Below are 24958 nucleotides of genomic sequence, written 5' to 3'. Positions count from 1 at the left end.
CCGATGAACGAACGTCAGAAGGACCGGCCCTGGCTCATGCGGACGTACGCCGGTCACTCGACCGCCGAGGCGTCCAACGAGCTGTACCGCCGCAACCTCGCCAAGGGCCAGACGGGTCTCTCGGTCGCCTTCGATCTGCCCACGCAGACCGGATACGACCCGGACCACATCCTCGCCCGCGGCGAGGTGGGCCGTGTCGGTGTTCCCGTCTCGCACCTCGGTGACATGCGGCGGCTGTTCCAGGACATCCCCCTGGAGCAGATGAACACCTCGATGACGATCAACGCGACCGCCATGTGGCTGCTGGCGCTCTACCAGGTGGTCGCGGAGGAGCAGGGGGCCGACACGGCCAAGCTCCAGGGAACGACGCAGAACGACATCGTGAAGGAGTACCTCTCGCGCGGGACGCACGTCTTCCCGCCGGTGCCCTCACTGCGGCTGACCACCGACATGATCACGTACACGGTCAACCGCATCCCCAAGTGGAACCCGATCAACATCTGCAGCTACCACCTCCAGGAGGCGGGGGCCACCCCGGTCCAGGAGATCGCGTACGCCATGTCGACCGCCATCGCGGTGCTCGACGCGGTCCGCGACTCGGGCCAGGTGCCCGAGGAGAAGTTCGGTGACGTGGTCGCCCGCATCTCGTTCTTCGTGAACGCGGGCGTCCGCTTCATCGAGGAGATGTGCAAGATGCGCGCCTTCGGCCGGATCTGGGACCGCGTCACCCGCGAGCGGTACGGCATCACCGACGCCAAGCAGCGCCGCTTCCGCTACGGCGTCCAGGTCAACTCCCTCGGCCTGACCGAGGCGCAGCCGGAGAACAACGTCCAGCGCATCGTGCTGGAGATGCTGGCCGTCACCCTCTCCAAGGACGCCCGCGCCCGCGCCGTGCAGCTGCCGGCCTGGAACGAGGCGCTGGGGCTCCCCCGCCCCTGGGACCAGCAGTGGTCGCTGCGGATCCAGCAGGTGCTGGCGCACGAGAGCGATCTGCTGGAGTACGAGGACATCTTCGCCGGTTCGCACGTCATCGAGGCCAAGGTGGACGCCCTGGTCGAGGAGTCGCTGGCGGAGATCGACCGGATCCAGCAGATGGGCGGCGCGATGGCGGCCGTCGAGTCCGGCTACCTCAAGTCCGAGCTGGTCTCCTCGCACGCGGCCCGGCGGGCCCGGATCGAGGCCGGCGACGAGAAGATCGTCGGCGTCAACATCTACGAGTCCACCGAGCCCAACCCGCTCACCTCCGACCTCGACGGCGCGATCATGACCGTCGACCCCGAGAACGAGGCCCGGGTCGTCGCGGCGCTGCACGAGTGGCGGGACAACCGCGACGAGGCGCGGGCCTCGGAGGCGCTGGCCGCGCTGAAGAAGGCGGCCGCGGGCACCGAGAACCTGATGGAGGCCACCGTCGAGTGCGCCCGCGCGGGCGTCACCACCGGCGAGTGGTCCTGGGCGCTGCGGGACGTCTTCGGCGAGTTCCGCGCGCCCACCGGGGTCTCCTCGGCCCCGGTCGCGGTCAGCGCGGAGCCGGGCAGCACGCTCGCCCTGGTCCGTGAGAAGGTCACCCGGACCGCCGCCGACCTGGGCGCCGGGCGACTGCGTCTGCTGGTCGGCAAGCCGGGCCTGGACGGGCACTCCAACGGGGCCGAGCAGATCGCCGTACGGGCCAGGGACGCCGGGTTCGAGGTGGTCTACCAGGGGATCCGGCTCACCCCCGAGCAGATCACCGACGCGGCGCTCGCCGAGGACGTGCACTGCGTGGGCCTGTCCATCCTCTCCGGCTCGCACGCCGAGCTGGTCCCCGACGTGCTGCACCGGCTGCGCGAGGCCGGGGCGCCGGACATCCCGGTGATCGCGGGCGGCATCATCCCGCCGGCCGACGCCACCGCCCTCATCGAAGCCGGAGTGGCCGCCGTCTTCACCCCGAAGGACTTCGGCATCACGGAGATCATCGGCCGTATCGTCGACGAGATCCGGAAAGCGAACAAGCTCGACCCTCTGGAGGTCCCCGCATGACCACGCCCACTCCCTCGGTCAACCGCCTGCGCCCGCGCCGCTCGTGCCTGGCCGTGCCGGGCTCCAACCCGCGCTTCCTGGAGAAGGCCCAGGGCCTCCCGGCCGACCAGGTCTTCCTCGACCTGGAGGACGCCTGCGCGCCGCTCGCCAAGGAGGGCGCCCGCCACCACATCGTGGACGCGCTGAACAACGGTGACTGGAGCGGCAAGACCCGGGTCGTGCGGGTCAACGACTGGACGACGCACTGGACGTACCGGGACGTCATCACGGTCGTCGAGGGCGCGGGCCCGAACCTCGACTGCATCATGCTGCCGAAGGTCCAGGACGCCCAGCAGGTCGTGGCGCTGGACCTGCTGCTGACCCAGATCGAGAAGACGATGGGCTTCGAGGTCGGGAAGATCGGCATCGAGGCGCAGATCGAGAACGCCAAGGGCCTGGTGAACATCGACGAGATCGCCCAGGCCTCGCCCCGCCTGGAGACGCTGATCTTCGGCCCGGCCGACTTCATGGCGTCGATCAACATGAAGACCCTGGTCGTCGGCCAGCAGCCGCCCGGCTACCCGGCGGACGCCTACCACTACATCCTGATGCGCATCCTGATGGCGGCCCGCAGCCACGACCTCCAGGCGATCGACGGCCCCTTCCTCCAGATCCGTGACGTGGACGCCTACCGCGAGGTGGCCGGCCGCGCCGCCGCCCTCGGCTTCGACGGCAAGTGGGTGCTGCACCCGGGGCAGGTCGACGCGGCGAACGAGGTGTTCTCGCCCTCGCAGGAGGACTACGACCACGCCGAGCTGATCCTCGACGCGTATGACTGGTGCACCTCCGAGGAGGGCGGCAAGAAGGGCTCCGCGATGCTCGGCGACGAGATGATCGACGAGGCCAGCCGCAAGATGGCCCTGGTCATCGCGGGCAAGGGCCGGGCCGCCGGAATGCAGCGCACGTCCAAGTTCGAAGCCCCGGAGGCCTGATCATGCAGTTCGGACGCACGTATGAGGAGTTCGAGGTCGGTGCCGTCTACAAGCACTGGCCCGGAAAGACGGTCACGGAGTACGACGACCACCTCTTCTGTCTGCTGACCATGAATCACCACCCGCTGCACATGGACAGCAACTACGCGGAGAAGACGACCGACTTCGGCAAGAACGTGGTCGTCGGCAACTACATCTACTCGCTGCTGCTCGGCATGTCGGTGCCGGACGTCTCCGGAAAGGCCATCGCCAATCTGGAGGTCGAATCGCTCAAGCACATCGCGCCGACCTTCCACGGCGACACGATCTACGGCGAGACGACCGTGCTGGACAAGACCCCGTCGAAGTCCAAGAACGACCGCGGCATCGTCTACGTGGAGACCAAGGGCTACAAGCAGGACGGCACGGTCGTCTGCGTGTTCCGGCGCAAGGTGATGGTCCCCACCGAGACGTACATCAAGGAGCGCGGCGGGGAGCAGCCCGGCCGCCCGACGCCCGCCAAGTAACCGTCTGAAGCCTTAAGGCCACCGCGTGAAGCCACAGGAGAAGCAGCCATGACGCGACTCGCCCAGACCGCCGGTCTGAACGACATCCAGCGGGAAATCCTGGCCACGGTCCGGGATTTCGTCGACAAGGAGATCATTCCGGTCGCGACCCAGCTGGAGCACCGCGACGAGTACCCGACGGAAATCGTCGAGGGACTCAAGGAACTCGGCCTGTTCGGGCTGATGATCCCCGAGGAGTACGGGGGGCTGGGTGAGTCGCTGCTCACCTACGCGCTGTGCGTGGAGGAGATCGCCCGCGGCTGGATGAGCGTGTCGGGCATCATCAACACGCATTTCATCGTGGCCTACATGCTCAAGCAGCACGGCACGCAGGAGCAGAAGGACACGTTCCTGCCACGGATGGCGCTCGGCGAGGTGCGCGGGGCCTTCTCGATGTCCGAGCCGGCGCTCGGCTCGGACGTCTCTGCCATCTCGTCGAAGGGCGTCAAGGAAGGCGACGAGTACGTTCTCAACGGCCAGAAGATGTGGCTGACGAACGGCGGAACCTCTACTTTGGTGGCCGTTCTGGCCCGAAGTGACGAAGGCCACCCCGAGGGCACCGCGCCGCACAAGTCGATGACGACCTTCCTGGTGGAGAAGGAGCCCGGCTTCGGAGAGGTCCGGCCCGGCCTGACCATCCCCGGGAAGATCGACAAGATGGGCTACAAGGGCGTCGACACGACCGAGCTCATCATGGACGACCTGCGCATTCCGGCCAATCGCGTCCTCGGAGGCACGACCGGCCGAGGGTTTTACCAAATGATGGACGGCGTCGAGGTCGGCCGGGTGAATGTCGCCGCGCGTGGTTGCGGTGTCGCGCAGCGCGCATTCGAACTGGGCGTTTCGTACGCCCAGCAGCGCCACACCTTCGGCAAGCCGATCGCCCAGCACCAGGCGATCCAGTTCAAACTGGCCGAAATGGCCACCAAGGTCGAAGCCGCTCATGCGATGATGGTGAACGCAGCACGCAAAAAGGACTCCGGGGAACGAAACGACCTGGAGGCAGGGATGGCGAAGTACCTCGCCTCCGAGTACTGCAAGGAAGTCGTCGAGGACGCCTTCCGTATCCACGGCGGCTACGGCTTCTCCAAGGAGTACGAGATCGAGCGCCTCTACCGCGAGGCGCCGATGCTGCTGATCGGTGAAGGTACCGCCGAGATCCAGAAAATGATCATTGGCCGGCGCCTCTTGGAGGAGTACCGATTCCAGGGCTGATTGTCCGTTTTGGGGTGATCTGGTGGCGAAGAACGTCACACCGGGTCACCCTCGACGGGCGGCGTTCGTCAGTCCGACTCGGCTGCTGGCTTGCCCAGTTGCGCCCGGCAACCGATAGCATCTTCGGAAAGCCGCCGTCCCCCGTTGCCAGCGCGGCATCATCCGCTACGAAGGTCATTCATGCCCGACAGCACTTCCACCGCATCCCGCGGCGGGGTCCGCATCGCCCGCGGAGCTTCCCCGTGGCTCCTGCCGACCGTCGCCACCGCAGCCCTCAGCCTCGCCCGTGCCCGCAAGTCGGGGCGCTGGGCAGCAGCGGCCGTGCCCACCACCGCGCTCGCGGCGGGCATGCTGTGGTTCTTCCGTGACCCCGAGCGCGAGATCACCGAAGGCCGGGTCATCTCCCCGGCCGACGGCGTGGTGCAGAGCATCATGCCGTGGAAGGACGGGCGCACCCGCGTCGCGATCTTCATGAGCCCGCTCAACGTCCACGTCAACCGCGCGCCGCTGGCCGGCACCGTGACGTCGGTCGAGCACATCCCGGGCGGGTTCGTTCCGGCGTTCAACAAGGAGAGCGAGAACAACGAGCGCGTTGTCTGGCACTTCGACACCGAGCTCGGCGACATCGAGATGGTGCAGATCGCGGGAGCGGTCGCCCGTCGGATCGTGCCGTACCTCCCCGAGGGCACGAAGGTGGAGCAGGGCGAGCGCATCGGCCTGATCCGCTTCGGCTCGCGCGTGGACATCTACCTCCCGGAGGGTATCGATGTCGCGGTCGAGGTCGGTCAGGCCACCACCGCGGGGGTGACTCGAATTGACCGTGATTGATCCCGATACCAAGGCCGGCTGGGTGCCGGAGGCCGAAGACGAGAACGACGTCGACGGCACGGAGGACATGCCGCTCTCGATGCGGTTGTCGATAGCGGACACGCTCACACTCGGTAACGCGACGTGCGGGTTCATGGCGGTGTACTTCACCACCACGGGCATCCTGATCCCGCACCTCACGGGCAGCGAGGAGACGGGCATGGCCCGGCACTCGGCCGCCACCGCCGTGATCCTCATGCTGATGGCCGCGATCTTCGACCTGTTCGACGGGCTCGTGGCGCGCAAGCTGCGTTCCTCGCCGATGGGTGCCGAGCTGGACAACCTCTCGGACCTCATCAGCTTCGGGCTCGCGCCGGCGTACTTCGTACTCGTGTACGGCATGGTCGCCGACGACGCCCACCAGCGGGTGTCGGCACTGGCGGCGATCGTCGTGTTGCTGGCGGTGGTGCTCAGGCTGGCCAGATTCTCCTGCGTGACCATGAAGGACGGCATGTTCCAGGGCATGCCGAGCCCCTTCGGAGCGCTGACGGTCGTCTCGATCGTGCTCCTGGAGCTGCCCTTCGTGCCGACCCTGCTCGCGATCATCGGCGTGGCATGGCTGATGGTGAGCCGGGTGGAGTACCCCAAGCCGCGGGGCATCCTCGCGGTGGCGATGCTCAGCTGGATCGTGGCCGCGATGGGGCTGCTCGCCGCCTGGGCGTTCGACGCCCCCGGCGGTCAGCTGCTGCTCCAGACGGGCTGCGCGCTCCAGGTGGTGCTCGGCGCGGTGATCCCGCTGTTCGCCACCGCGCGACGGGTGAACACGTTTCGTGACAACCGGCGCGAGGCGCGGGCGGCGCAGCTGCCGTAGCGGTACGCACATGGCTCTCGGGGCCCGGATGCTCCCCGGCATCCGGGCCCTCGTGCGTTTCCGGCGCGCCGTGAAGGGCGGCCTTACCACCGCGCGCGTCCCGCCGCCAGAGGTGATGCCCTCCCGGTGGCTGAGAGTTTTCGGCAGCGAGGTGAGTACGGAGTTCCCGTCCCTGCGCCGGACCCGGCTTCTAGAATCGCCTCGCAACCGACACCCGGGCCATTTCGGCCTGGGCGCGGTCCGGGAGGCCGGGGGGTCCGAGATGAATCTGATGCTGGTGGGGACGCGTGTGGCGGCGGTCGCGGCGGCGGGGGCGCTGCTGGCCGGATGCGGCGGGTCGGAGTCGAAGGGCAAGGACGGGCCCGGCCCGAAGCCGAGCGGATCCGCGAAGCAGGGCGGCCCCGCGACCGGCGGGGAGAAGACGGGCGCGTCCAAGAAGCCCGACCCGAAGCAGTCGACGCTGCCGGGCGCGCTGCCCAGCGCCTACGACTTCACACCTGACCCGGACCGGGTCCCGAAGAACGCGGCCCAGGCCCGGAAGCTGACCCGTGACGCCGCGCTCGGGGAGAACGACTGGACCGCGGGGATGGTCCGGCACACCCCGTACGAGAGCGGCGGCAGCTGGCCCGTGCTGCCGGACTCCTGCGTCTGGACCCGCTCCGCGCTGCCCCCGGGCATCCTGGACAGCTTCACGCGGCGGCTGGACATCCCGGCACAGGGCGGCAAGGGCCGGGTGCAGGGGGCGGTGACCGTGACCGTGCACCGGACCGAGGCGGGGGCCGACCGGGAGATCAAGGACACCGTCCAGGAGAGCTTCCGGTGCCCGGACCAGGAGCTGGGCGGCGGGCAGCGCCTCAGCGGTCTGATGTCCCTCCAGTTCGACCCGAAGGACGTGCGCAACGCGGACGCCTCGCTGTTCGAGGCCGGGAAGTACACGGGCCCCGAGTCGGGCGGCGTCCAGGACTACGTCTGGTCCAAGTCCCGGATCGGCCCGGTCACGACGGCCGTCTCGGTCAAGGGCGCCAAGGGCTACACCAACACCGACCTGCTGCGGATCGCCGCCGAGGGCGGCGCCAAGGTGCTCTACCGCGTCGAGCTGGAACTGAAGTGACCGCGGGCCCGGAACCGACGTGACCGCAGGCCCGGACGAAAGGCGCTGACCCCTGATGGAACCGCTCCGCTCCACCGACCCGGCACGGATCGCCGGGTACCGCGTCCTCGGCCGCCTCGGCGCGGGTGGCATGGGCGTGGTGCTGCTGGGCCGGTCGCCCGGCGGCGCGCTGGTGGCGATCAAGCTGATCCGCGCGGAGTACGCCGACGACACCGGCTTCCGCGCCCGCTTCCGGCGCGAGGTGGCCATCGCCCGGCAGGTCCGCAACCGGTGGGCGGTGCCGGTGGTCGACGCCGACACCGAGGCGCCGGCCCCGTGGCTGGCCACCGAGTTCGTGCCCGGGCCCGCCCTGAGCGAGGCGGTGGGCGGCGGGGGGCCGCTGCCGGAGCGCGGGGTGCGGGCGCTGGGCTCGATGCTCGCGGAGGCACTGGGGGCCGTCCACACGGCGGGCCTGGTGCACCGGGACGTCAAGCCCGGCAACGTCCTGCTGGGGCTCGACGGCCCCCGGCTGATCGACTTCGGGATCGCGCGGGCCCTGGACGACACCGTCCTCACGGCGACGGACGTGATCGTCGGCTCCCCCGGCTTCCTCTCGCCCGAGCAGGCGCAGGGGCGGCGGATCGGCCCGGCGAGCGACGTGTTCTCGCTGGGCTGCGTCCTGGTGTACGCGGCGACGGGCGGGCGGCCGTTCGGCACCGGCCCGGTGGAGGCGATGCTGTTCCGTACGGTGCACGATCCGGCGGAGCTGGGCGCGCTGCCGCCCGGGCTGCGCCCGGTCGTGGAGGCGTGCCTGTCCAAGGCCCCCGAGGACCGTCCGACGACGGCGGACGTCCGGCAGGCGTTCGCCGAGGACCTGTCGGGCGGCAGCTGGCTGCCCGGCCCGGTCACTCATCTGATCGCCGAGCGCTCGGCGCGGATGCTCGCCCTGCCCGACATCGACGCGACGAGCCTGGACGCGGGCGGCGGTCCGGCCGGCGGTCCCGGCGGTGGTCCGGAGGGCGGCCCGTTCGGTGGACCGCCCGGCGGCCCGTTCGGCGGTCCGGACACGGGCGCCGGTACCGGGGCCGGGAGCGGAGGCCGGGACACGACCGCCGTGTCCCCCTCCCCCGGCCGTCGTCGCTTCCTCACGTACGTCACCGGGGGCGTGGTGCTCGCCGCGGCGGGCTCCACCACCGCCTGGCTGGTCTCCGGCGGCGACAAGGACCCCGGGGGCAGGGGCGAGAAGGACGGGAAGACCGCCCGGCCCGAGCTGCGCATCGGGCTCCAGGCCGACCTCAGCGGCCCGTCCGCGGCCATCGGCAGGGGCCAGGACCGGGCGGCCCGGCTCGCGGTCGCCGAGCACAACGCGCGGCGCGACGCGCCGTTCACCCTGCGGCTGACCACGGTCGACGACGGGGGCGGGGAGGAGCGGGCGAAGGCGGCGGTGCGCCGGTTCGCCGAGGACCCGCTCCTGGTGGCCGCGATCGGCGCGACCGGCACGGACGCGGCCCGGGAGGCGCTGGTCGCCTACGACGAGGCGGCGCTGCCGCTGCTCAGCGTGGTCGACGGGGACATCCGGCATCTGAACCGGGTCTTCCTGTGCGCCCGGCCGCGCAACGACATGCAGATGCTGCCGGTGGCGGAGTTCCTCGGGGCCTACGAGATCGACCGGGTGGCGCTGGTCGACGACGGCACCGAGTACGGCCGGCAGACCACCCGCTTCCTCGACGCGGGGCTGCGCGGCAACGGCCGCACCGTCTTCGCGGAGACCGTACGGGAGGGCACGCGTGACCTGGACGCGGAGGCCGAGCGGATCGTCGGGAAGCGGCCGGGGGCGGTGGTGTACGGGGGCGGCCTGCGGGACGCCGGACGGTTCGCGAAGTCGCTGAACCGGGCCGGGTTCCTGGGGCCGAAGATCGCCACCCAGGCCGCGCACGACCCGCGGTTCCTGGCCGAGGCGGGCGAGGACGCGGCGGGCTGGCTGGTCGTCTCGACGGCCGCCGATCCCGCGTCCGTACCCTCGGTGCACCCGTTCGCCGCCGCCTACCGCAAGCGCTTCGACCAGGCGCCGCCGCTGTTCGCGGCCGAGGCGTACGACGCGGTCGGACTGATCGCGTCGTGCGCCGAGAAGCTCGGCCGGCAGAGGCTGTCGCGCCAGGACCTGCTGCCCGCGCTGCGTACGACCTCGTACAAGGGCGTCTCCAAGAGCTATGCCTTCGAGTCCGCCAACGGGATGTACACCGGGACCGGGGTGTTCGTCTACCGCGTGGAGCGGGGCCGTTTCCGCTACATCGGGATGAACGGCCGGGAGGTCTGACCGGGCTTCCCCGGTCAGACCTCCCGTCACCCTCCGGTCACCCCTCCCGACGCGGGGCTCAGGAGCCGGAGGTGAAGGACTCGGCCGCCGCGGCGACCTCGGCCGGCCGGACCACCTTCAGTCCGCCGGCGGCACCGGCGTCGGGCTTCATGATGACGCTCTCCCGGGTGGAGGGCGTCTTCGGGTCCGAGAAGTCGTGCGTCACGCCGAACTCGGTGCCGTACCCCTTGATCGTGAGGAGCGCCTTGTCGATGCCCTCACGGGTGAGGTCCTTGTCGTCGCAGGCCTTCATCAGGGCCTCGCCGAAGAGGGAGGCCGCCGTGTAGCCGGCGACGACCCCGTTGTCGAGGACGTCCTTCGGGTACTGGGCGGCGTACTCCTTGGCGAGCTTGGCGGGTCCGTCGCCCGGGTCGCCGATGGGCAGGGTGGAGGCGGCGATGTAGTAGTCCTTGAGCAGGGCCGGGCCCGCCTGGGTCTTCAACAGCTGGGGGGCGAAGGCCGAGTTGTTGCCGACGACCGGGACGTTGAACCCGGTGGCCGCGGCGACGCCGACGAGCGAGGCGGCCTGGCGGGGTCCCGCGCTGACGACGACGGCCTTGACCCCGGCCTGCTTGAGGGCGGCGACCTGGGCCGTCATGTCGTTGTCGGTCGGCTTGATCTTCTGCTCGACGACGGTGAGCCCCGCCTCCTTCGCCGCGTGCTTCGAGCCGACGAGGGCGTTCTCGCCGTAGTCGCCCTCGAAGTACACGTGGCCGATCTTGTCGCCCTTCTCGATGCGCTTCTCGGCGAGGAGGTAGTCGATGAGGTTGATCGTCTCGACGTCGTAGGTGGCGCCGATGACCCGGATGTACGGGGAGCCCAGCAGGTTCGCCGACCATGCCTGCGGCAGCACGAGGCCCTTGTCCTGGCCGTCGATGCGCTGCTCGACGGCGGCGACGAACGGGGAGCCGATGAACTGGGCGAAGCCGAGGACCTTCGGCTCCAGCTCGGTGTAGGCGGAGATGGCCTTCTGCGGGTCGTATCCGTGGTCGCGGACCGTCAGTTCGATCTTCCGGTCGCAGATGCCGCCCGCGTCGTTGGTCCGCTTGACCCACAGCTGCTGGGCCTGGGTGACGCTCTTGCCCAGCGAGGCGTAGACCCCCGTCATGTCGGTCAGCACCCCGAGCGAGATCGTCGAGGAGGAGACCCCGGGACCGGTTTTGATCCCGCCCTCGCCCTCCTCGCCCGCCTTCCCGTCGGTCGCCTTGCCGCTGCATCCGACGAGGGTGACGGCGAGGGCCGCGACGACGGCCGTGAGCACTCTCGGTTTCATGACTTCTCCCCTGGATTGTTCGGAGTCGCTGGATTCTTCGGAGCCGCTGGATTCTTCGGAGCCGCTGATGGGTTCGGTGCCGCCGACTGCCGCGGAACAGCTGGATTCCTGGGAGTCTTCGGCTTCTTCGTACGGGTGAGGCCGAGGCGGGCGAGGCCGCCGGGCAGGAACAGGACCACCGCGACCACCGCGGCGCCGTACAGATAGCGGGACGCCTCACCGGGTGCCAGGCCGCCCGTGCCGGGGGCGGAGACCAGCGGCAGGGAGTCGCTGTAGTGCGTGAACACCTGCGGGAGCAGGGAGACGAAGGCGGCGCCGATCACCGCTCCCGCGACGCTGCCGAGGCCGCCGATGACGATCATGGCGAGGTATTCGAGGGACAGGATCATGCCGAAGTACTCGGGCACGGTCCGCTGGAAGACCAGGGCGAGCAGGACGCCCGCGAGGCCCGCGTACATCGAGGACAGGACGAAGACCCCGGCTCGGTAGCGGGCCACCGGCACGCCCATCACCCCGGCCGCGATCCGGTGGTCGCGGATGGCGTTCATGGCGCGTCCGGGCCGGCCGCGCAGCACGCCCCGGGCGAACAGGGCGCTCAGCAGGAGCGCGAGGAGACCCGCGTACCAGAGCTTCTCCGACGATCCGAACGGGACGGCGGCGACGACGAGTTCGGAGTCGTCGAAGGTGAACCCGAAGACGGACAGCGGCGGTACGGGCCGGCCGTTGTAACCGCCGGTCAGCGAGCCCGCGTTGAACAGGACGTGCTGCCCGATGAAGATCAGCGCGAGGGTCGCGATGCCGAGGTAGGCGCCGCGCAGCCGTCCGGCGATGGGGCTGAAGACGCCTCCCGCCGCCCCGGCGAGCAGCACCGCGAGGATCGCGGCCAGCCAGGTGGGCAGCCCGAGGCCGGTCAGTGTGTGCCCGTTCTCGGTGCTGCTCTCCCCCGCCAGGACGCAGTAGCCGTACGCGCCGACGGCGAGGAAGAACGCGTGGCCCATGGAGAGCTGCCCGGTGGCGCCGGTGAGCATGTTGAGCCCGATGGCGCCGATCGCCGCCGCCATCGCGAACAGCCCGGACTGGAGCCAGAAGCGGTCCAGGTAGAACGGGAGGACGAGGAGCAGGAGGGATCCGACGAGGACGGCGTACGTACGGGGGCTGCGCAGCCGGTCCGTGAGGCTCTCCGGCCCGCCGCTCGCGGAACCGGTCGCGGCGGGGGCTCCGGCGGGAGCTTCGGCGGTGGTGTCAGACACGGGCCAGCTCCTTCGTGCCGAAGAGTCCGGCGGGCCGGATCAGCAGGACGGCCACCATCACCAGGTAGGGCGCCAGATCGCCGATGCCCCGGCCGAGGAAGGACAGGTCGCTCTGGTAGCCGGTGGCGAGGGATTCGGTGACGCCGACGATGAGTCCGCCGGCCAGCGCCCCGGTGGTGGAGTCGAGCCCGCCGAGGATCGCGGCGGGGAACGCCTTGAGCGCGGCGAGCGAGGTGGCGCGCTCCAGGCCCGGGGTCGGGAACACCGTGAGGAAGAGCGCGGCCACGGCGGCCAGCGCCCCGGCGACCGCCCAGGCGGCGAGCGACACCCGGCCCAGCTTGATGCCCATCAGCGCCGCCGTCTGCGGGTTCTCGGCGGCGGCCCGCATGGAGACGCCCCACGAGGTGTAGCGGAAGGCGAGCAGGAACACCGTGATCAGGAGCCCGGCGGCGAGGAACGCGGCGATGCGGGTCTGGGCGAGGGTGATGCCGCCGATGTTCACGACCTCGTTGCCCCAGGGGTCGCCGAGGGCGAGGACGTCCGTGCCCATGCGGCGGGTGAGTTCGGTGATGAGGAGGATGTCGACGCCGATGGTGACGATCGCGAGGACGCTGTGGTCGCTGCCCCGGTAGCGGCGCATCACGAAGAACTCGATGGCCGCCCCGACGGCCGCGGCCCCGGCGATCCCGACGAGCAGCGCGGGCCAGAACCCGAGGTCGTCGTGGAGCACCGCGGTGACGTAGCCGCCCGCCAACAGCAGGGAGGCGTGGGCGAAGTTGACGACCTCGGTGGCCTTGAAGATGACGACGAACCCGAGCGCGATGAGTGCGTAGACCGAGCCGATCGAGAGGCCGCCGAGGAGGAGTTCGACGAACGTGGTCATTGAGGTGCTCCCAAGTAGGCCTGGACGACGGCCGGATCGTTCTGGACCTCGGCGGGGGTGCCGCCGGCGATCCTGCGCCCGAAGTCGAGTACGGTCACCGCGTCCGCGAGCCGCATCACCACTCCCATGTCGTGCTCGACCATGACGATGGAGATGCCGAGGCTGTCGCGTACGTCGGCGACGACGGCGGCGGTGCGGCGGCGCTCGTCCGCGGTCATGCCCGCGATCGGCTCGTCCAGCAGCAGGACCTTCGGCTCCATGCACAGGGCGCGGCCGAGCTCGACGAGCTTCTGCTGCCCGTACGGAAGCGATCCCGCGGGTCGCTCCAACTGCCCGTCCAGTCCGATGAATTCGGCGATCTCGCGGACCCGCTCGCGGTGGCGTCGTTCCTCTCGGACGGCGGAGGGCAGTCGCAGGCCGGTGGCGAGGAACCCGGAGCGGGTCAGCCGGTGGCGGCCGAGGAGGAGGCTGTCGGCGACGGTGGCGTGCGGGGGCAGCGCCAGGTTCTGGAAGGTGCGGGCGACCCCGAGGTCGGCGATGGCGTGCGGCGGGAGCCCGGTGAGCTCGGTGTCGCCGAGCCGGACGTGCCCGGAGGAGGCGCGGTAGACGCCGGACAGGACGTTGAAGCAGGTGGACTTGCCCGCCCCGTTGGGTCCGATCACGGCGTGCACGCTGCCGGGTTCGACGGTGAAGGAGACGCTGTCCAGGGCGGTGAGCCCGGCGAACCGGACGGTGACGTCCTGGACGGCGAGGGCGGCCGCGGTGGTGTCCTGGGGGGCTGTCGCGGTGGTCGTCACGCGGACCACCTGCTCAGGGTGCGCCGGGCGCGGGCGGCCGGGTCGGCGTCCGCCGCCGCGTCCTCGTCGACGACGCCGAGATAGCGGCGGCGCACCTCGTCGGAGGTGGCGAGTTCGTCGGCGGGCCCGGACAGGGCGACCTCGCCGACGTCGAGGACGTACGCCGTGGAGGCGAGGCGCAGGGCGATCGCCGCGTTCTGCTCGACGAGCATGACGGAGGTGCCGCCCGCGTTGATCTCCTGCACGGTCTCGGCGATCCTGGCCGCCATCAGCGGGGCGAGGCCGAGCGAGGGTTCGTCCAGCAGGAGCAGCCGGGGCCCGGCCATCAGGGCGCGGCCCATGGCCAGCATCTGCTGCTCGCCGCCGGACAGCAGCCCGGCCCGCTGGTGCGCGCGGTCGGCGAGCACCGGGAACAGTTCGTGCACCCGGGCGAGCGCCGCGCCGGTCTCCTTGCGCCCGCCGCGTGCCCCGAGGGCGCCCGCCCGCAGATTGTCGGCCACCGTCATCCGGGCGAAGACCTGCCGGCCCTCCGGCACCTGGACCACTCCGGCGGCCACCACCTGGGCGGGCCGCAGCCCTTCCAGGGGGCGGCCGTCGAACCGGATGCTCCCGGTGCCCGTCCCGCGGTGGAAGCCGAGGGTCCGCGACACGGCCCGCAGCAGCGTGGTCTTGCCCGCGCCGTTACCGCCGAGCACGGCGGTGATCCCGCCGTCCGGTACGTCGACCGAGATGTCGCGCAGTGCCCGGACCGGGCCGTAGCCGACGGACAGGGCGCGGATCTCCAGCGTTGCCATGCGTCCTCCTCCTTCCGCCAATTCGTGTGTCGTGCTGATCTGTCGTGCTCATCCGTGGGGGTGGTGCCACAGATCAGCACCGGGCGGGACGTGCGTCCACGGGGCGGAGCCGACTCGATGCGGGCGACCAGCGAACGGAGGGCCTCGTTGTGCACGCGCACAGACGCCGTGACGGTCGGGGGCCCGCCACCGGGGCCGGTGGCATCCTCGTCGGTCATCAGGAGCGCCCGGACCCGGGGACGGAGCGGCGGATGCGGCGTGGAACGCGGTACGGGGCGCTGCTCGGCCCGCTGTTGGCGGGCGGGGCCACGCCGGACCTGGTGACGCGCGCGGCGCGCGGCCTCGGGCTGCCGGAGCGGGGGCGTTACGCCGTGGTGGTGCTGGGCACGCCGGTGCCGGACGCGGCGGTGGCCGAGGGCCCGGACGCGGACGGCGCGCGCTGGTGGTGGGGCGGGGGCGAAGGTTCCCCGGGCGAGGCGGAGGGCCGGGGCGGGGCGGAGGGCCGGGGCGGGGCCCGGGAGGTCGCGGTAGTGCTGTTGGGCCCGGCGGGCCCGGCGCGGGCGGCGGCGCGGCTCAGGGAGCTGGGCGCCGGTCCCGGGGGTGTGAGTCCTGCGGTGGGCTCCCTGGCGGAGCTGGGCGCGGCGCGGCGGCTGGCGGGTACGGCGCTGCTGACGTGCGAGCCGGGCAGCCGGGAGATCGTCCGGCTGGACGAGCGGCTTCCGGCGGCCCTGCTGGTGAGCCGTCCGGAGCTGTCCACCCGATTGCTGGCGGAGGTGTTCGGCCCGCTGCTGACGCTCGTGCCGGCGGAGCGGTCCTTGCTGGTGGAGACGCTGGAGGCGTGGCTGGAGTGCGGGGGTTCGGTGGGGCGGGCGGCGGCCCGGCTGGGGTGCCATCGCAACACGGTGTTCAACCGGCTGCGGCGACTGGAACGCCTGACCGCGCGCTCGCTGTCCCGGCCGCGCGAACTGGTGGACCTGGTGCTGGCACTGGATGTGCTGCGGTTGTCGTCGGCCCCGCCGTGACGGCTGTCGTCAGTCCCGCCGTGACGGCTGTCATCGCCCCGCCGTGACGGCTGTCATCGCCCCGCCGTGACGGCTGTCGTCGGTCCCGCCGTGAACGGAGGCCGCCACGGGGCGGGGCCGACGACAGCCGGTCTGCGGTCCTCAGCCCGCCAGGAAGTCCCGGGCGATCGACTCCGCCGCCCGTTCCAGCAGCGGGCCCGCCTGGGCCATCGAGACCGCCGGGTCCGGTTCCAGTTCGGCCAGGGCGTAGGCGCGGCGGATGCCCGCCTTCTCCAGGGCTTCCGGGGGCAGGGCGAGGCGGCCGCAGACCGCGACGACCTCGGTCCCGGCCGCGCGGGCGGCGGCGGCGACCCCGGCGGGGGCCTTGCCGTGGAGGGTCTGCTCGTCGAGCGAGCCCTCGCCCGTGACCACCAGCGTGGCGCGGGCGAGCGCGGGCGCGAAGCCGAGGACGTCGAGCATGACCTCGATGCCGGGGCGGAAGCGGGCGCCGAGGGCGACCAGCGCCCCGTAGCCGATGCCTCCGGCCGCGCCCGCGCCGGGCAGCGCGGCGGTGTCGGGGCCGAGGATCGAGGCGTAGTGCGTGAGGGCCGCGTCGAGGACCGCGATGTCCTCCTCGCTCGCACCCTTCTGCCGCCCGTACACCTCGGGCGCTCCCTTGGGCCCGGTCAGCGGGTTGTCCACGTCGCTGGCCAGGATCAGGTCGACGTCCTTCAGACGCGGGTCGAGTCCGGACAGGTCGGCCTCGGCCAGCTCGGCGAGCGGGCTGCCACCGGGGCCGACGGGCTTGCCCTCCGCGTCCAGGAAGCGGGCGCCGAGGGCGGCGAGCATGCCCGCACCGCCGTCGGTGGTGGCGCTGCCGCCGACCCCGAACACGATCGTCGTCGCCCCCGCCTCCAGGGCGGCCCTCAGCAGCTCGCCCGAGCCGTACGTGGTGGCCGTGAGCGGGGCGAACACCCCGTCGGGCAGGTGCTGGAGGCCCGATGCCTCGGCCATCTCCACCACGGCGGTGTCCCCGCGCAGCGCGTACGCCGCCGTCACCGGGTCGCCGAGAGGGCCGGTCACCCGCGCCTCGCGGCGCTCGAATCCGGCGGCCACCGCCGCCGCGACCGTGCCGTCGCCGCCGTCCGCGACCGGCAGGGTCTCCACCGCCAGGCCGGGGACGACGCGCCGCAGCCCGGCCGTCACCCGCTCCGCGACCTGTACGGCCGTGAGCGAGCCCTTGAACTTGTCAGCCGCCACGAGCACGTGGGCGGTCTCCACATCTGCTCCGTCCGTCACCTTGCATCCCTTGCTTTCGAACAGGCAGTCGCGCCGCCCCGACCCTATCCGCACGACCCCTGATCTGCCCATGGCCGTCCACGGCCGAGCGGTCCGTACTCCGGCCACTACGCTGGCGGCCGTGACGACTCCCGATGCCGACTACACCACGTACATCGCCGGGCTCCCCCGGGTCCTCGCCGGTGCCGCCTCGCTCTTCCGCGACGCGGACGGGCGGATCCTGCTCGTCGAGCCGAACTACCGCAAGGGCTGGGCGCTGCCCGGCGGCACCGTCGAGTCGGAGACGGGCGAAGGCCCCCGGCAGGGCGCCCGGCGCGAGACGGCGGAGGAGATCGGCCTCGACGTGGCCCCGGGGCGGCTGCTCGCCGTGGACTGGGTGCGGGGTCCCGGCCGCCCGCCGATCGTGGCGTACCTGTACGACGGCGGGGTGCTCACCGCCGAGCAGTTGGCGGCGATCCGGCTCCAGGAGGAGGAGCTGCTGTCGTGGCGGCTGGTGGCCCCCGCCGACCTGGACGACTACCTGCTGGGCACCCTCGGCGGCCGGGTGCGGGCAGCTCTGGCGGCGCTGGCGTCCGGCGGCGGGCCGGTGGAGCTGGAGGACGGCGAGCCGGTCGCCTGAGGGCTTCCCCCTGCCGCAGGACGGGCCGGCCGTCGGTGATCGAATCGTTGCCGCCCGACGTACAACCGCGCACCCCTGCCCCCGGTCTCCTGATCAGCCGTGAGGAAGCGCCTCAGGCCGGCGCACCCACGTGCCCGGCCCCGGCTGCGCAGGGGAGAGGGACGGATCGCACGTGAAGAAGACGATCGGGAGAGCGGTGGTGGCCGGTGGGGCCGTGGCCGTGTTCATCGGGGTGGCGGCCGTGCCGGCCGGGGCGGCGGAGGGCGGGGTCGCCTTCAGCCGGGTCACGATGAACGGCGGGAAGCCGATCGTGGTCGGGGTGAAGGAGGAGGTCGCGGTGCCCGGGACCTTCCGGATGACCACCAGGCTGAAGTACGACTACGGCCCGACGGTGTTCCCCTACCGCGGCAGGCCCGGCTACGGGGACGAGCTGTGGAACGCCATCGAAGGCAGTGACTGCAAGGTGGTGAACAAGGCGAAGGGCGTCTGCGACTTCGAGCAGCGGCTGTACATCGACCCCCGCCACATCGACTTCGGGAACGAGGACGCCGGGGCCTGGAAGACCGCCGCCCGGGTCCGCCTCGCGGGCGACGCCTACGACATCGACGACGAGAACCTCACGGTGTGGGTCCAGCGGGCCACCCGGCTCACGGTCAACGCCTCGCCCGAGCCGGTCACGAAGGGCAGGACGATCACCGTGACCGGCAAGATCACCCGGGCGAACTGGGACACCCACACCTACCAGGGGTACGCGGGCCGCTCGGTGAGCCTGCAGTTCAAGGCCACCGGGTCCTCCTCGTACAAGACGGTCAAGAAGGCCACGTCGGGGAAGTCGGGGGCTCTCAGGACCACGGTGAAGGCGACCGTGCCGGGCACCTGGCGGTGGACGTACCACGGCAACACCACCTCCGGCGCGAGGTCGTCGAGCGGGGACCACGTCGCCGTACGGTAGGCCGCACGCGAGGCCGCCCCCGCCCCGGTGGGCGCGGGGGCGGTCCCGTCCCGCGGCGGTCAGCCCTGCTGCGCCTCCGGTTTGATCTCCACCTCACGCTCCGCGCCCTCCCGCTCGGCGACGAGAGCCTCGGTGCGGTGTCCGCGCGCGATGTAGTCGCGCACCACGAGTTCGACGGCGTCCTGCGGGTTCCCCACCCCCGCGAGGACCATCACTTCGACGACGAGTTCGGCATCCAGACTGACGGTCACCTTGGCCATGCGCGGACCTTACCCCGGCGCGTTCCGACCGGGGCCCGGTTCCCCGAAGATCACCGTTCTCGTACCGGGTTCCGGGTCGCCGTCGCCACCATCGGGGCGGGCCCCGATGTGTGGCCGTCCACCATCGCCGGGGGACGCCGCGGATTCCTGGTCCCGTCAACAACTGCGGGGTGGACGACGGGGGCCTGGGGCTCCTGCTGCGGGCGGGGCTGATCGCACGACCCCCGCGCCGAGAAGCGCGTGAGCGCCTGACCGTCCGCCACAAGCTCCTCGCGGCGTGCGCCCCGCCGCTGACCGGATGGGACGTCGTGCACCGGATCATCACCGATCTCGCGGTGCTGGACGTCACCCCCGCAGGCCTTCTGTTGCGGGAGGCAGCCCCCGGGGTGACGGCCGATCAGGTGCGGGCCGCGACCGGGGCGGAGCCGACCGTGGCGCACGACCTGCGGACGACGGCCCAAGTGGCCTGAGCCGTAGGGCCGTTGGCCGGGAGCACCCCGACACGTCCCGATAGCAGGCGGGCGTGCTCCCGGCAACAGGTCGTGGCCCCCGGCTCCCGGGCCGGTTGTGGAGGGCATCGCCATTACCCGGCCTCGCGTCCGCTTCCTACGGTGACCGCACCCCGGCTGCCCGCACATCACCCGACCGACGGAGGCACTTCTCATGCCGACCCCGCCCACGGAAGCACCGACACCCCGGCGCGCCGGACCACGGCGTGGCACCGCCCGCCGCCGGTGGCTGCGCGGGGCCGCCCTCGCGGCAGCCGTACTGACGGCCTGGACGGCGGCCCCGTCCGCCGCGGCCCCTCCGGGGCCGGACACCGGGCGTCCCGGGCACTGCGCGCGCCAGGACACCCTTCGCGTCCCCGGGGCCGCCCGGCAACAGGCCGACTGCCTGGAGGAGTTGACGACTGCCGGGACGGTGGCCTCCGGCCACACCGACCCGGCCGACTGGGCGGGGCTCACCCCGGAGGGCCTGGCCACCCCCAGCGGCGTGCCGGGGATCCAGATCGACGGGTACTTCCCCGACACGTCGACCGGCAACACCAACCACGGCTGGAACCACGACTCCCAGTTCGTCATCCGGCTCCCCGACCGCTGGAACGGCGGCCTGGTGGTGGCCGGTTCACCGGGGGTACGCGAGCAGTACGCCAATGACCGGGCCTTCGGGGACTGGGCGCTCGACCGGGGTTACGCGTTCGCCGCCACGGACAAGGGCAACACCTCGGCCGCGTTCCACCGCGACGGCCGGGCCCCCGGTGATGCCGTCGCCGAGTGGAACACCCGGTTCACCCAGCTCACCCGCGCGGCCCGGCTGGTGGTCGCCCAGCGCTATCTGCGGCCTCCCTCCCGCACCGTGGCGATGGGCATGTCCAACGGCGGCTATCTGGTGCGCTGGCAGCTGGAGAACCGTCCGTGGCTGTACGACGGCGGGGTGGACTGGGAGGGGGCGCTCTGGCGGGCGGAGGGACCGAACCTGCTCACCTTCCTGCCGCCCGCCCTGCGCGCCTACCCGCGCTACGCGGCCGGGGGCGCCGGCGCCGAGGACGCCCACCGGACCATGACCGGTGCCGGATACCCGGCCGGTTCGGAGTTCCTGTGGCCGTACCACCACCGGTACTACTGGGACCTGACCCAGCGGATCTACCGGGAGGAACTCGACCCCGGTTTCGACGGTGCGACCGAGGCCGGCACGCCCTTCTGCGCCCCCGGCACCCCCGCCTGCGACGCCGACTACGCGTACGAGGAGCGGCCGGGCGAGGTCCGCGACGCGGTCGCGAGGATCGCGCTGACCGGCCGGATCGGGAAACCCCTGATCAGCTTCCACGGCACCCTGGACGTGCTGCTCCCGATCTCCCGGACCTCGGACACGTACGCGCGGATGGTGCGGAAGGAGGGCCGGGGCGCGCTGCACCGCTACTACCGCGTCGAGGGCGGTACGCATGTGGACTCGCTCGTCGACGCCTTTCCCGGCCGACTGCGTCCGCTCGTGCCGTGCCACCGCTCGGCGGCCGCGGCACTGGAACGCTGGCTGAACGACGGGCGGCGTCCGCCGTCGAGCCGCACCCTGAAGCTGCCGGCGGAGGCCACGCCGGCCGAGCGGCTCGCCCGGTGCCCGCTCGACGGGTAGCGGAGCGGGGGCCGGAGCGGGTGGCGGTGCCCACCACCTCCGCCGCGCCCACTGTGGAGATTCACGCCATGGGATGTGCGGCCGGGCGTCTCTAGCGTTCCGGCCATGACGAGTCAATTTCACGCAGCCTCCGCCTCCTCGGCGCCGGGCGCCGGGGCCGTGGACCTCAGGGGACGTACCGCCCTCGTCACCGGCGGCGGCAGCGGCATCGGGCGGGCCACCGCCGAGGCGCTCGCCGCCGCCGGGGCCCTGGTGCACGTGGTGGACCGGGAGGCGGAGAACGCCACGTCCGTCGCCGCCGCGATCGGCGGGGTGGCCCACGTCGTGGACCTGGCCGACGCGGAGGCGGTCGGGACGCTGCCGGCCGGGGTGGACGTCCTGGTCAACAACGCCGGGCTCCAGCACGTCTCCCCCATCGAGGAGTTCCCGCCGGCCCGCTTCGCGCTGATCCAGCAGGTGATGGTGACCGCCCCGTTCCTGCTGATGCGGCAGTGCCTTCCGCACATGTACGCCGGTGGGTGGGGCCGGATCGTCAACGTCTCCAGCATGCACGGGCTGCGGGCCAGCGCCTTCAAGTCCGCCTACGTGGCCGCCAAGCACGGCCTGGAGGGGCTGAGCAAAGTGGCCGCTCTGGAAGGCGCCCCGCACGGGGTGACCAGCAACTGCGTCAACCCCGGCTATGTCCGCACCCCCCTGGTGGAGGGGCAGATCGCGGACCAGGCCGCCGCGCACGGGATCCCTGCGGAGGAGGTCGTCTCCGGCATCCTCCTGGAGCGCTCCGCGATCAAGCGGCTGATCGAGCCCGCCGAGGTCGCCGCGGTCTGCCTCTGGCTCTGCGGCCCCCACACCGGATACATCACCGGCGCCTCGCTCCCGGTGGACGGGGGCTGGGGCGCCCGCTGAGGAGGCCGGGCGGACCCGGCGGGTTCCCCCGCCCGGCGCCGGTGGGCCGGACGGGCCGGGCGCCCTCGGCGGCGCGCAGGGGTGCCGGGGCCCCCGATGCGGGGGATCATCGGAGTATGAGCGGCGATGATCCCCTGGCCCCGGCCGGGCCGAGGCGGGCAGCGACGGGTGGACGTGCTGTGCCACCGGCCGGGTCCGTGGGCTCGCCGGCCGGGCGGCGGCGGGCACGGCCGTGAACGAGGAACGTCTCCTCAGGCGGTACCAGGCGCTCATGGGCGCCGTGCCGCAGTCCGTGTGGGTGATGTCGCCCGACGGCGAGGTCACCCTGTTGGCGGGAGGCGGCATCGCCGAAAAGCTCTGGCACCCCGATGCCGGCGCCTCGTGGATGGACGCCGTGCACCCCAAGGACCGGGACTGGTTCCAGCGGGCCTGGCGCGGGGCCACCCGGCAGCGGTCCCCCCTCGACACGATCGTCCGGGTGCGGCTCGACGGCGACCTCGACCGCTTCCGCCACATCAAGATCGTCGCCGCGCCCGTCGTCGAGGGCGACGGGGAGGTCGAGTGGGTCGGCACCGCCACCGACGCGGAGGAGCACTGGCGCAGCCGGATGCGGGAGAAGCTGCTGGCCAGGATGGCGGCGGTGCCCGCGGCCCACGACCTCTCGGAGGCCTTCCTGACGACGGCGGCGGCCGTGGTGCCCGAACTCGCCGACGCCGTGGCCGTCTTCCGCGTACGGGACGGCGCCCAGGCCCTCGGGGACCTGTCCGGCGCATCGGCCGCGGCGCTGCCGGAGCGGGTGGGGCTCGCCCCCGGGCTGCCCGCCCTTCCCCCGCTGGACGCCGACTTCCTGCTCGGGCCGATCGCCCGGCGGGCCATCGACGCCCAGGAGGCGCGGCTGCTGGTCTTCCCGCCCGGCGGGCCGACCGGTGAGGGCCTCTCCGACGTCTCCGTACGGTGGCTGCGCGAGGCCGGGGCGACCGGCGTCGCCCTGCTGCCCGTGGTGGTGGACGGCCGGACCGTCGCGCTGGCGACCATCGCGACCTGCCGGGGCAACCCGCCGCCGGACGAGGCGGACCTCTCCCTGCTGAGGGACGTGTTCCAGCAGATGAGCGGCCCGCTGCGCCGGACGATGGAGCTGCAGAGCATCCGCGGCACGGCGCTCGCGCTCCAGCAGTCCTTCCTGGCCCCGCCGCCGTCCGTCGAGGGGCTCGCCATCGCCGCGCTCTACCACCCGGCGGACTCGGCCGCGGAGGTCGGCGGTGACTGGTACGACGCCGTCCGGCTCTCGGCCGACTCGCTCGCCCTGTCCATCGGCGACATCGCGGGGCACGACCTCGACGCGGCCACGGCGATGGGACGGGTCAACAGCATCCTGCGGGGACTCGCGTACGACCGTGGTCCGGCCGCCAGCCCGGCGAAGACGCTGAGCCGGCTCGACCGGGTCGTCCAGGCGCTCGACAGCCCGTCGATGGTCACGGTGGTGCACGCGATCCTGCGGCGGAGGGAACACGGCGGCTGGCGGATGGCCCTGTCCAACGCCGGGCACCCGCCACCCCTGCTGATCCCGGCCGACGCACCGGCACGCTTCCTGCACGGCCTCACGGCCCCGGACCCGCCGCTGTGCGTCGTCGACCGCCTGACCCGCACCACGCTCCACGCGGCCCTGCGGCAGGGCGACACCCTGGTGTGCTACACCGACGGTCTGGTGGAGACACCGGACACGGACATCGCCGACAACCTCCGCCGCCTGCGCGAACGCTCCGACGCGCTGGCCCGCCGGGGCCTGGCGCTGCCGTCCCTGATCCGTGGTCTGCTGCCCCCGCCGCACCACCGCCGGGACGACATCGCCGTCATCGCCCTGCGGGCGGAGCCGGAGGGATGAGCGCCGGGGAGGACGGCAGCACCGTTTGCGGCCGGGAGAGCGCCTCCCTACCCTCGACGAAGCCGTACTCGAAGCCGTACTCGAAGCAGCCCCCGAAGCCGTTCGCCAAGCCGTCCTCGGACGAAAGAAGCTCCGCATGAACGCGCCGCACGACCCCACGGCCGGTCTCGTGACCTCCCGCGCCCACTCCGCCCGGGTGTACGACTACATCCTGGGTGGCAAGGACCACTACCCCGCGGACATCGAGGCGGGCGACGCCATGTGCCGGCACTGGCCCGCCCTTCCCGTCCACATGATGGAGAACCGCCGGTTCATGCACCGCGCCGCCCGCTTCCTCGCGGAGGAACGCGGCATCCGGCAGTTCCTGGACATCGGGACCGGTCTGCCCACCTCCCCGAATCTGCACGAGGTCGTGCAGGAGGTGGCGCCGCGATCGCATGTGGTCTACGTCGACAACGACCCCATCGTCCTCGCGCACGCCCGCGCCCTCCTGCAGAGTTCCCCCGAAGGCGCGACCGCCTACGTGGACGCGAACATGCACGACCCGGACACCATCCTGGGCAGCCCCGAGTTCCGCGAACTCATCGACCTGGACCGGCCCGTCGGTCTCATGGTCATCGGCATCATGCACTTCATCGAGCCGCCGGACGACCAGCGGCTGGTCCGGCGCCTGCTGGACCCGCTGCCCCCGGGAAGTTTTCTCGCGATGACCATCGGCACGGCGGACTTCGCGCCGGAGGAGGTCAACCGGGTGGCTGAGGAGTACCGGCAGCAGGGCATGCCCTTCGTCCTGCGCGACCTGCCCACCGCCGCCTCGTTCTTCGAGGGCCTGGAGCCGGTGGAGCCGGGGATCACCCAGGTGCACAGGTGGCACCCCGGCCCGGAGCAGGACGGCATCGACGGCCGGGACATCGCCATGTACGGAGCGGTCGCCCGAAAGCCCTGACGCCGGCGGGTCCCGCAGGGGTCGCGGCCACCTCGCCATGGTGGACGCACTCACTCTCGCGCCCCTAACTATGGTGCTCCACCATATACGCCTCTGAA

At 72.2% G+C, this 24958-nt stretch carries 22 protein-coding genes and 1 pseudogene; 16 read left to right on the top strand and 7 right to left on the bottom strand.

The annotated features are described in order from the left end of the window. Positions 1-3: 3 nt before the first annotated feature. The 8 genes from IE145_RS27165 to IE145_RS27130 all read left to right on the top strand — a co-directional run bounded on the left by IE145_RS27165 (position 4) and on the right by IE145_RS27130 (position 9832). Positions 4-2016: an ethylmalonyl-CoA mutase gene (locus IE145_RS27165; RefSeq protein ID WP_189528088.1), complete on the top strand. Its 2013-nt coding sequence runs from the start codon at positions 4-6 to the stop codon at positions 2014-2016. Next, the gene (locus tag IE145_RS27160; protein ID WP_065476817.1) at positions 2013-2987 is read left to right on the top strand and encodes an HpcH/HpaI aldolase/citrate lyase family protein; all 975 of its coding nucleotides are present in this window, start codon (positions 2013-2015) and stop codon (positions 2985-2987) included. Before IE145_RS27165 ends, IE145_RS27160 begins: the two co-directional genes overlap by 4 nt. 2 nt (positions 2988-2989) lie before the next feature. Further along, positions 2990-3493: a MaoC family dehydratase gene (locus IE145_RS27155; RefSeq protein ID WP_010072684.1), complete on the top strand. Its 504-nt coding sequence runs from the start codon at positions 2990-2992 to the stop codon at positions 3491-3493. A 48-nt stretch (positions 3494-3541) separates the two neighbouring features. Further along, entirely contained in the window at positions 3542-4747 is a 1206-nt protein-coding gene (locus tag IE145_RS27150; RefSeq protein ID WP_189528087.1) for an acyl-CoA dehydrogenase family protein, read from the top strand. Positions 4748-4927: 180 nt separating this feature from the next. Then, positions 4928-5575, top strand: a complete 648-nt coding sequence (locus IE145_RS27145; protein WP_010058364.1) for a phosphatidylserine decarboxylase — start codon at positions 4928-4930, stop codon at positions 5573-5575. A 22-nt stretch (positions 5576-5597) separates the two neighbouring features. After that, the gene (pssA, locus tag IE145_RS27140) at positions 5598-6425 is read left to right on the top strand and encodes a CDP-diacylglycerol--serine O-phosphatidyltransferase (protein ID WP_189528126.1); all 828 of its coding nucleotides are present in this window, start codon (positions 5598-5600) and stop codon (positions 6423-6425) included. A gap of 262 nt (positions 6426-6687) precedes the next feature. Then, positions 6688-7536, top strand: a complete 849-nt coding sequence (locus IE145_RS27135; protein WP_189528086.1) for a hypothetical protein — start codon at positions 6688-6690, stop codon at positions 7534-7536. Between the two features lie 55 nt (positions 7537-7591). Beyond that, positions 7592-9832: a bifunctional serine/threonine-protein kinase/ABC transporter substrate-binding protein gene (locus tag IE145_RS27130; RefSeq protein ID WP_189528085.1), complete on the top strand. Its 2241-nt coding sequence runs from the start codon at positions 7592-7594 to the stop codon at positions 9830-9832. A gap of 58 nt (positions 9833-9890) precedes the next feature. Here the strand turns inward: IE145_RS27130 and IE145_RS27125 are convergent, their stop codons facing one another. Genes IE145_RS27125 through IE145_RS27105 form a run of 5 tightly spaced genes read right to left on the bottom strand, consistent with a single transcriptional unit; the run spans position 9891 to position 14868 of the window. Then, positions 9891-11144 carry an ABC transporter substrate-binding protein gene (locus tag IE145_RS27125; RefSeq protein ID WP_189528084.1) on the bottom strand — a complete coding sequence of 418 codons (1254 nt, stop codon included), beginning with the start codon at positions 11142-11144 and terminating at the stop codon, positions 9891-9893. Then, the gene (locus IE145_RS27120) at positions 11141-12394 is read right to left on the bottom strand and encodes a branched-chain amino acid ABC transporter permease (protein ID WP_189528083.1); all 1254 of its coding nucleotides are present in this window, start codon (positions 12392-12394) and stop codon (positions 11141-11143) included. Before IE145_RS27120 ends, IE145_RS27125 begins: the two co-directional genes overlap by 4 nt. Beyond that, positions 12387-13277, bottom strand: coding sequence for a branched-chain amino acid ABC transporter permease (locus IE145_RS27115; protein ID WP_189528082.1), 891 nt, complete (start codon positions 13275-13277; stop codon positions 12387-12389). Before IE145_RS27115 ends, IE145_RS27120 begins: the two co-directional genes overlap by 8 nt. Then, complete coding sequence (locus IE145_RS27110; RefSeq protein WP_189528081.1) at positions 13274-14074, bottom strand: ABC transporter ATP-binding protein; 801 nt, start codon at positions 14072-14074, stop codon at positions 13274-13276. Before IE145_RS27110 ends, IE145_RS27115 begins: the two co-directional genes overlap by 4 nt. Next, positions 14071-14868, bottom strand: a complete 798-nt coding sequence (locus IE145_RS27105) for an ABC transporter ATP-binding protein (RefSeq protein WP_189528080.1) — start codon at positions 14866-14868, stop codon at positions 14071-14073. Before IE145_RS27105 ends, IE145_RS27110 begins: the two co-directional genes overlap by 4 nt. Before the next feature lie 251 nt (positions 14869-15119). Between IE145_RS27105 and IE145_RS27100 the strand changes: the two genes are divergently transcribed. Then, the gene (locus tag IE145_RS27100; RefSeq protein WP_189528079.1) at positions 15120-15890 is read left to right on the top strand and encodes a PucR family transcriptional regulator; all 771 of its coding nucleotides are present in this window, start codon (positions 15120-15122) and stop codon (positions 15888-15890) included. A 141-nt stretch (positions 15891-16031) separates the two neighbouring features. Here IE145_RS27100 and IE145_RS27095 read toward each other — a convergent pair whose 3' ends face one another. Next, the gene (locus IE145_RS27095) at positions 16032-17150 is read right to left on the bottom strand and encodes a glycerate kinase (RefSeq protein ID WP_189528125.1); all 1119 of its coding nucleotides are present in this window, start codon (positions 17148-17150) and stop codon (positions 16032-16034) included. A gap of 139 nt (positions 17151-17289) precedes the next feature. Between IE145_RS27095 and IE145_RS27090 the strand changes: the two genes are divergently transcribed. Both IE145_RS27090 and IE145_RS27085 read left to right on the top strand, forming a co-directional pair. Then, positions 17290-17787: an NUDIX domain-containing protein gene (locus tag IE145_RS27090; protein ID WP_189528078.1), complete on the top strand. Its 498-nt coding sequence runs from the start codon at positions 17290-17292 to the stop codon at positions 17785-17787. 172 nt (positions 17788-17959) lie between these two features. Continuing rightward, positions 17960-18739 carry a hypothetical protein gene (locus tag IE145_RS27085; protein ID WP_189528077.1) on the top strand — a complete coding sequence of 260 codons (780 nt, stop codon included), beginning with the start codon at positions 17960-17962 and terminating at the stop codon, positions 18737-18739. Positions 18740-18798: 59 nt separating this feature from the next. On the opposite strand, the gene IE145_RS27080 is transcribed toward IE145_RS27085, so the two are convergent. Then, positions 18799-18999 (bottom strand): type II toxin-antitoxin system VapB family antitoxin, encoded by a 201-nt coding sequence (locus IE145_RS27080; RefSeq protein WP_189528076.1) that lies wholly within the window; start codon positions 18997-18999, stop codon positions 18799-18801. Between the two features lie 263 nt (positions 19000-19262). Here IE145_RS27080 and IE145_RS27075 point away from each other — a divergent pair. From IE145_RS27075 to IE145_RS27055, 5 genes and pseudogenes are all read left to right on the top strand, one after another. Beyond that, positions 19263-19469, top strand: a pseudogene (locus IE145_RS27075) (succinyl-CoA--3-ketoacid-CoA transferase); the annotation flags it as partial. Between the two features lie 193 nt (positions 19470-19662). Further along, entirely contained in the window at positions 19663-21129 is a 1467-nt protein-coding gene (locus tag IE145_RS27070) for a 3-hydroxybutyrate oligomer hydrolase family protein (RefSeq protein WP_268246825.1), read from the top strand. A gap of 105 nt (positions 21130-21234) precedes the next feature. Further along, positions 21235-22032, top strand: coding sequence for a 3-hydroxybutyrate dehydrogenase (locus IE145_RS27065; RefSeq protein ID WP_189528075.1), 798 nt, complete (start codon positions 21235-21237; stop codon positions 22030-22032). 232 nt (positions 22033-22264) lie between these two features. Continuing rightward, positions 22265-23914 (top strand): SpoIIE family protein phosphatase, encoded by a 1650-nt coding sequence (locus IE145_RS27060; RefSeq protein WP_189528074.1) that lies wholly within the window; start codon positions 22265-22267, stop codon positions 23912-23914. Positions 23915-24050: 136 nt separating this feature from the next. After that, on the top strand, positions 24051-24860 hold the full coding sequence (locus IE145_RS27055) for an SAM-dependent methyltransferase (protein ID WP_189528073.1): 810 nt from the start codon (positions 24051-24053) through the stop codon (positions 24858-24860). Positions 24861-24958 lie beyond the last annotated feature (98 nt).

Origin of the sequence: Streptomyces sindenensis (assembly GCF_014649035.1) — a bacterium.
GTDB classification, from domain to species: Bacteria; Actinomycetota; Actinomycetes; order Streptomycetales; family Streptomycetaceae; genus Streptomyces; species Streptomyces sindenensis.
The sequence above is the reverse complement of the archived record's forward strand: the minus strand, read 5'-3'. Positions and strand labels throughout refer to the sequence as shown.

Excerpts from the sequence above, each read along its gene's own strand:
- IE145_RS27145 (WP_010058364.1), top strand. The coding sequence starts at position 4,928 with ATGCCCGACAGCACTTCCACCGCATCCCGCGGCGGGGTCCGCATCGCC.
- IE145_RS27065 (WP_189528075.1), top strand. The coding sequence starts at position 21,235 with ATGACGAGTCAATTTCACGCAGCCTCCGCCTCCTCGGCGCCGGGCGCC.
- IE145_RS27070 (WP_268246825.1), top strand. The coding sequence starts at position 19,663 with ATGCCGACCCCGCCCACGGAAGCACCGACACCCCGGCGCGCCGGACCA.
- IE145_RS27135 (WP_189528086.1), top strand. The coding sequence starts at position 6,688 with ATGAATCTGATGCTGGTGGGGACGCGTGTGGCGGCGGTCGCGGCGGCG.
- IE145_RS27105 (WP_189528080.1), bottom strand. The coding sequence starts at position 14,868 with ATGGCAACGCTGGAGATCCGCGCCCTGTCCGTCGGCTACGGCCCGGTC.
- IE145_RS27130 (WP_189528085.1), top strand. The coding sequence starts at position 7,592 with ATGGAACCGCTCCGCTCCACCGACCCGGCACGGATCGCCGGGTACCGC.
- IE145_RS27155 (WP_010072684.1), top strand. The coding sequence starts at position 2,990 with ATGCAGTTCGGACGCACGTATGAGGAGTTCGAGGTCGGTGCCGTCTAC.
- IE145_RS27160 (WP_065476817.1), top strand. The coding sequence starts at position 2,013 with ATGACCACGCCCACTCCCTCGGTCAACCGCCTGCGCCCGCGCCGCTCG.
- IE145_RS27100 (WP_189528079.1), top strand. The coding sequence starts at position 15,120 with ATGCGGCGTGGAACGCGGTACGGGGCGCTGCTCGGCCCGCTGTTGGCG.
- IE145_RS27165 (WP_189528088.1), top strand. The coding sequence starts at position 4 with ATGAACGAACGTCAGAAGGACCGGCCCTGGCTCATGCGGACGTACGCC.
- IE145_RS27080 (WP_189528076.1), bottom strand. The coding sequence starts at position 18,999 with ATGGCCAAGGTGACCGTCAGTCTGGATGCCGAACTCGTCGTCGAAGTG.
- IE145_RS27125 (WP_189528084.1), bottom strand. The coding sequence starts at position 11,144 with ATGAAACCGAGAGTGCTCACGGCCGTCGTCGCGGCCCTCGCCGTCACC.
- IE145_RS27055 (WP_189528073.1), top strand. The coding sequence starts at position 24,051 with ATGAACGCGCCGCACGACCCCACGGCCGGTCTCGTGACCTCCCGCGCC.
- IE145_RS27150 (WP_189528087.1), top strand. The coding sequence starts at position 3,542 with ATGACGCGACTCGCCCAGACCGCCGGTCTGAACGACATCCAGCGGGAA.
- IE145_RS27115 (WP_189528082.1), bottom strand. The coding sequence starts at position 13,277 with ATGACCACGTTCGTCGAACTCCTCCTCGGCGGCCTCTCGATCGGCTCG.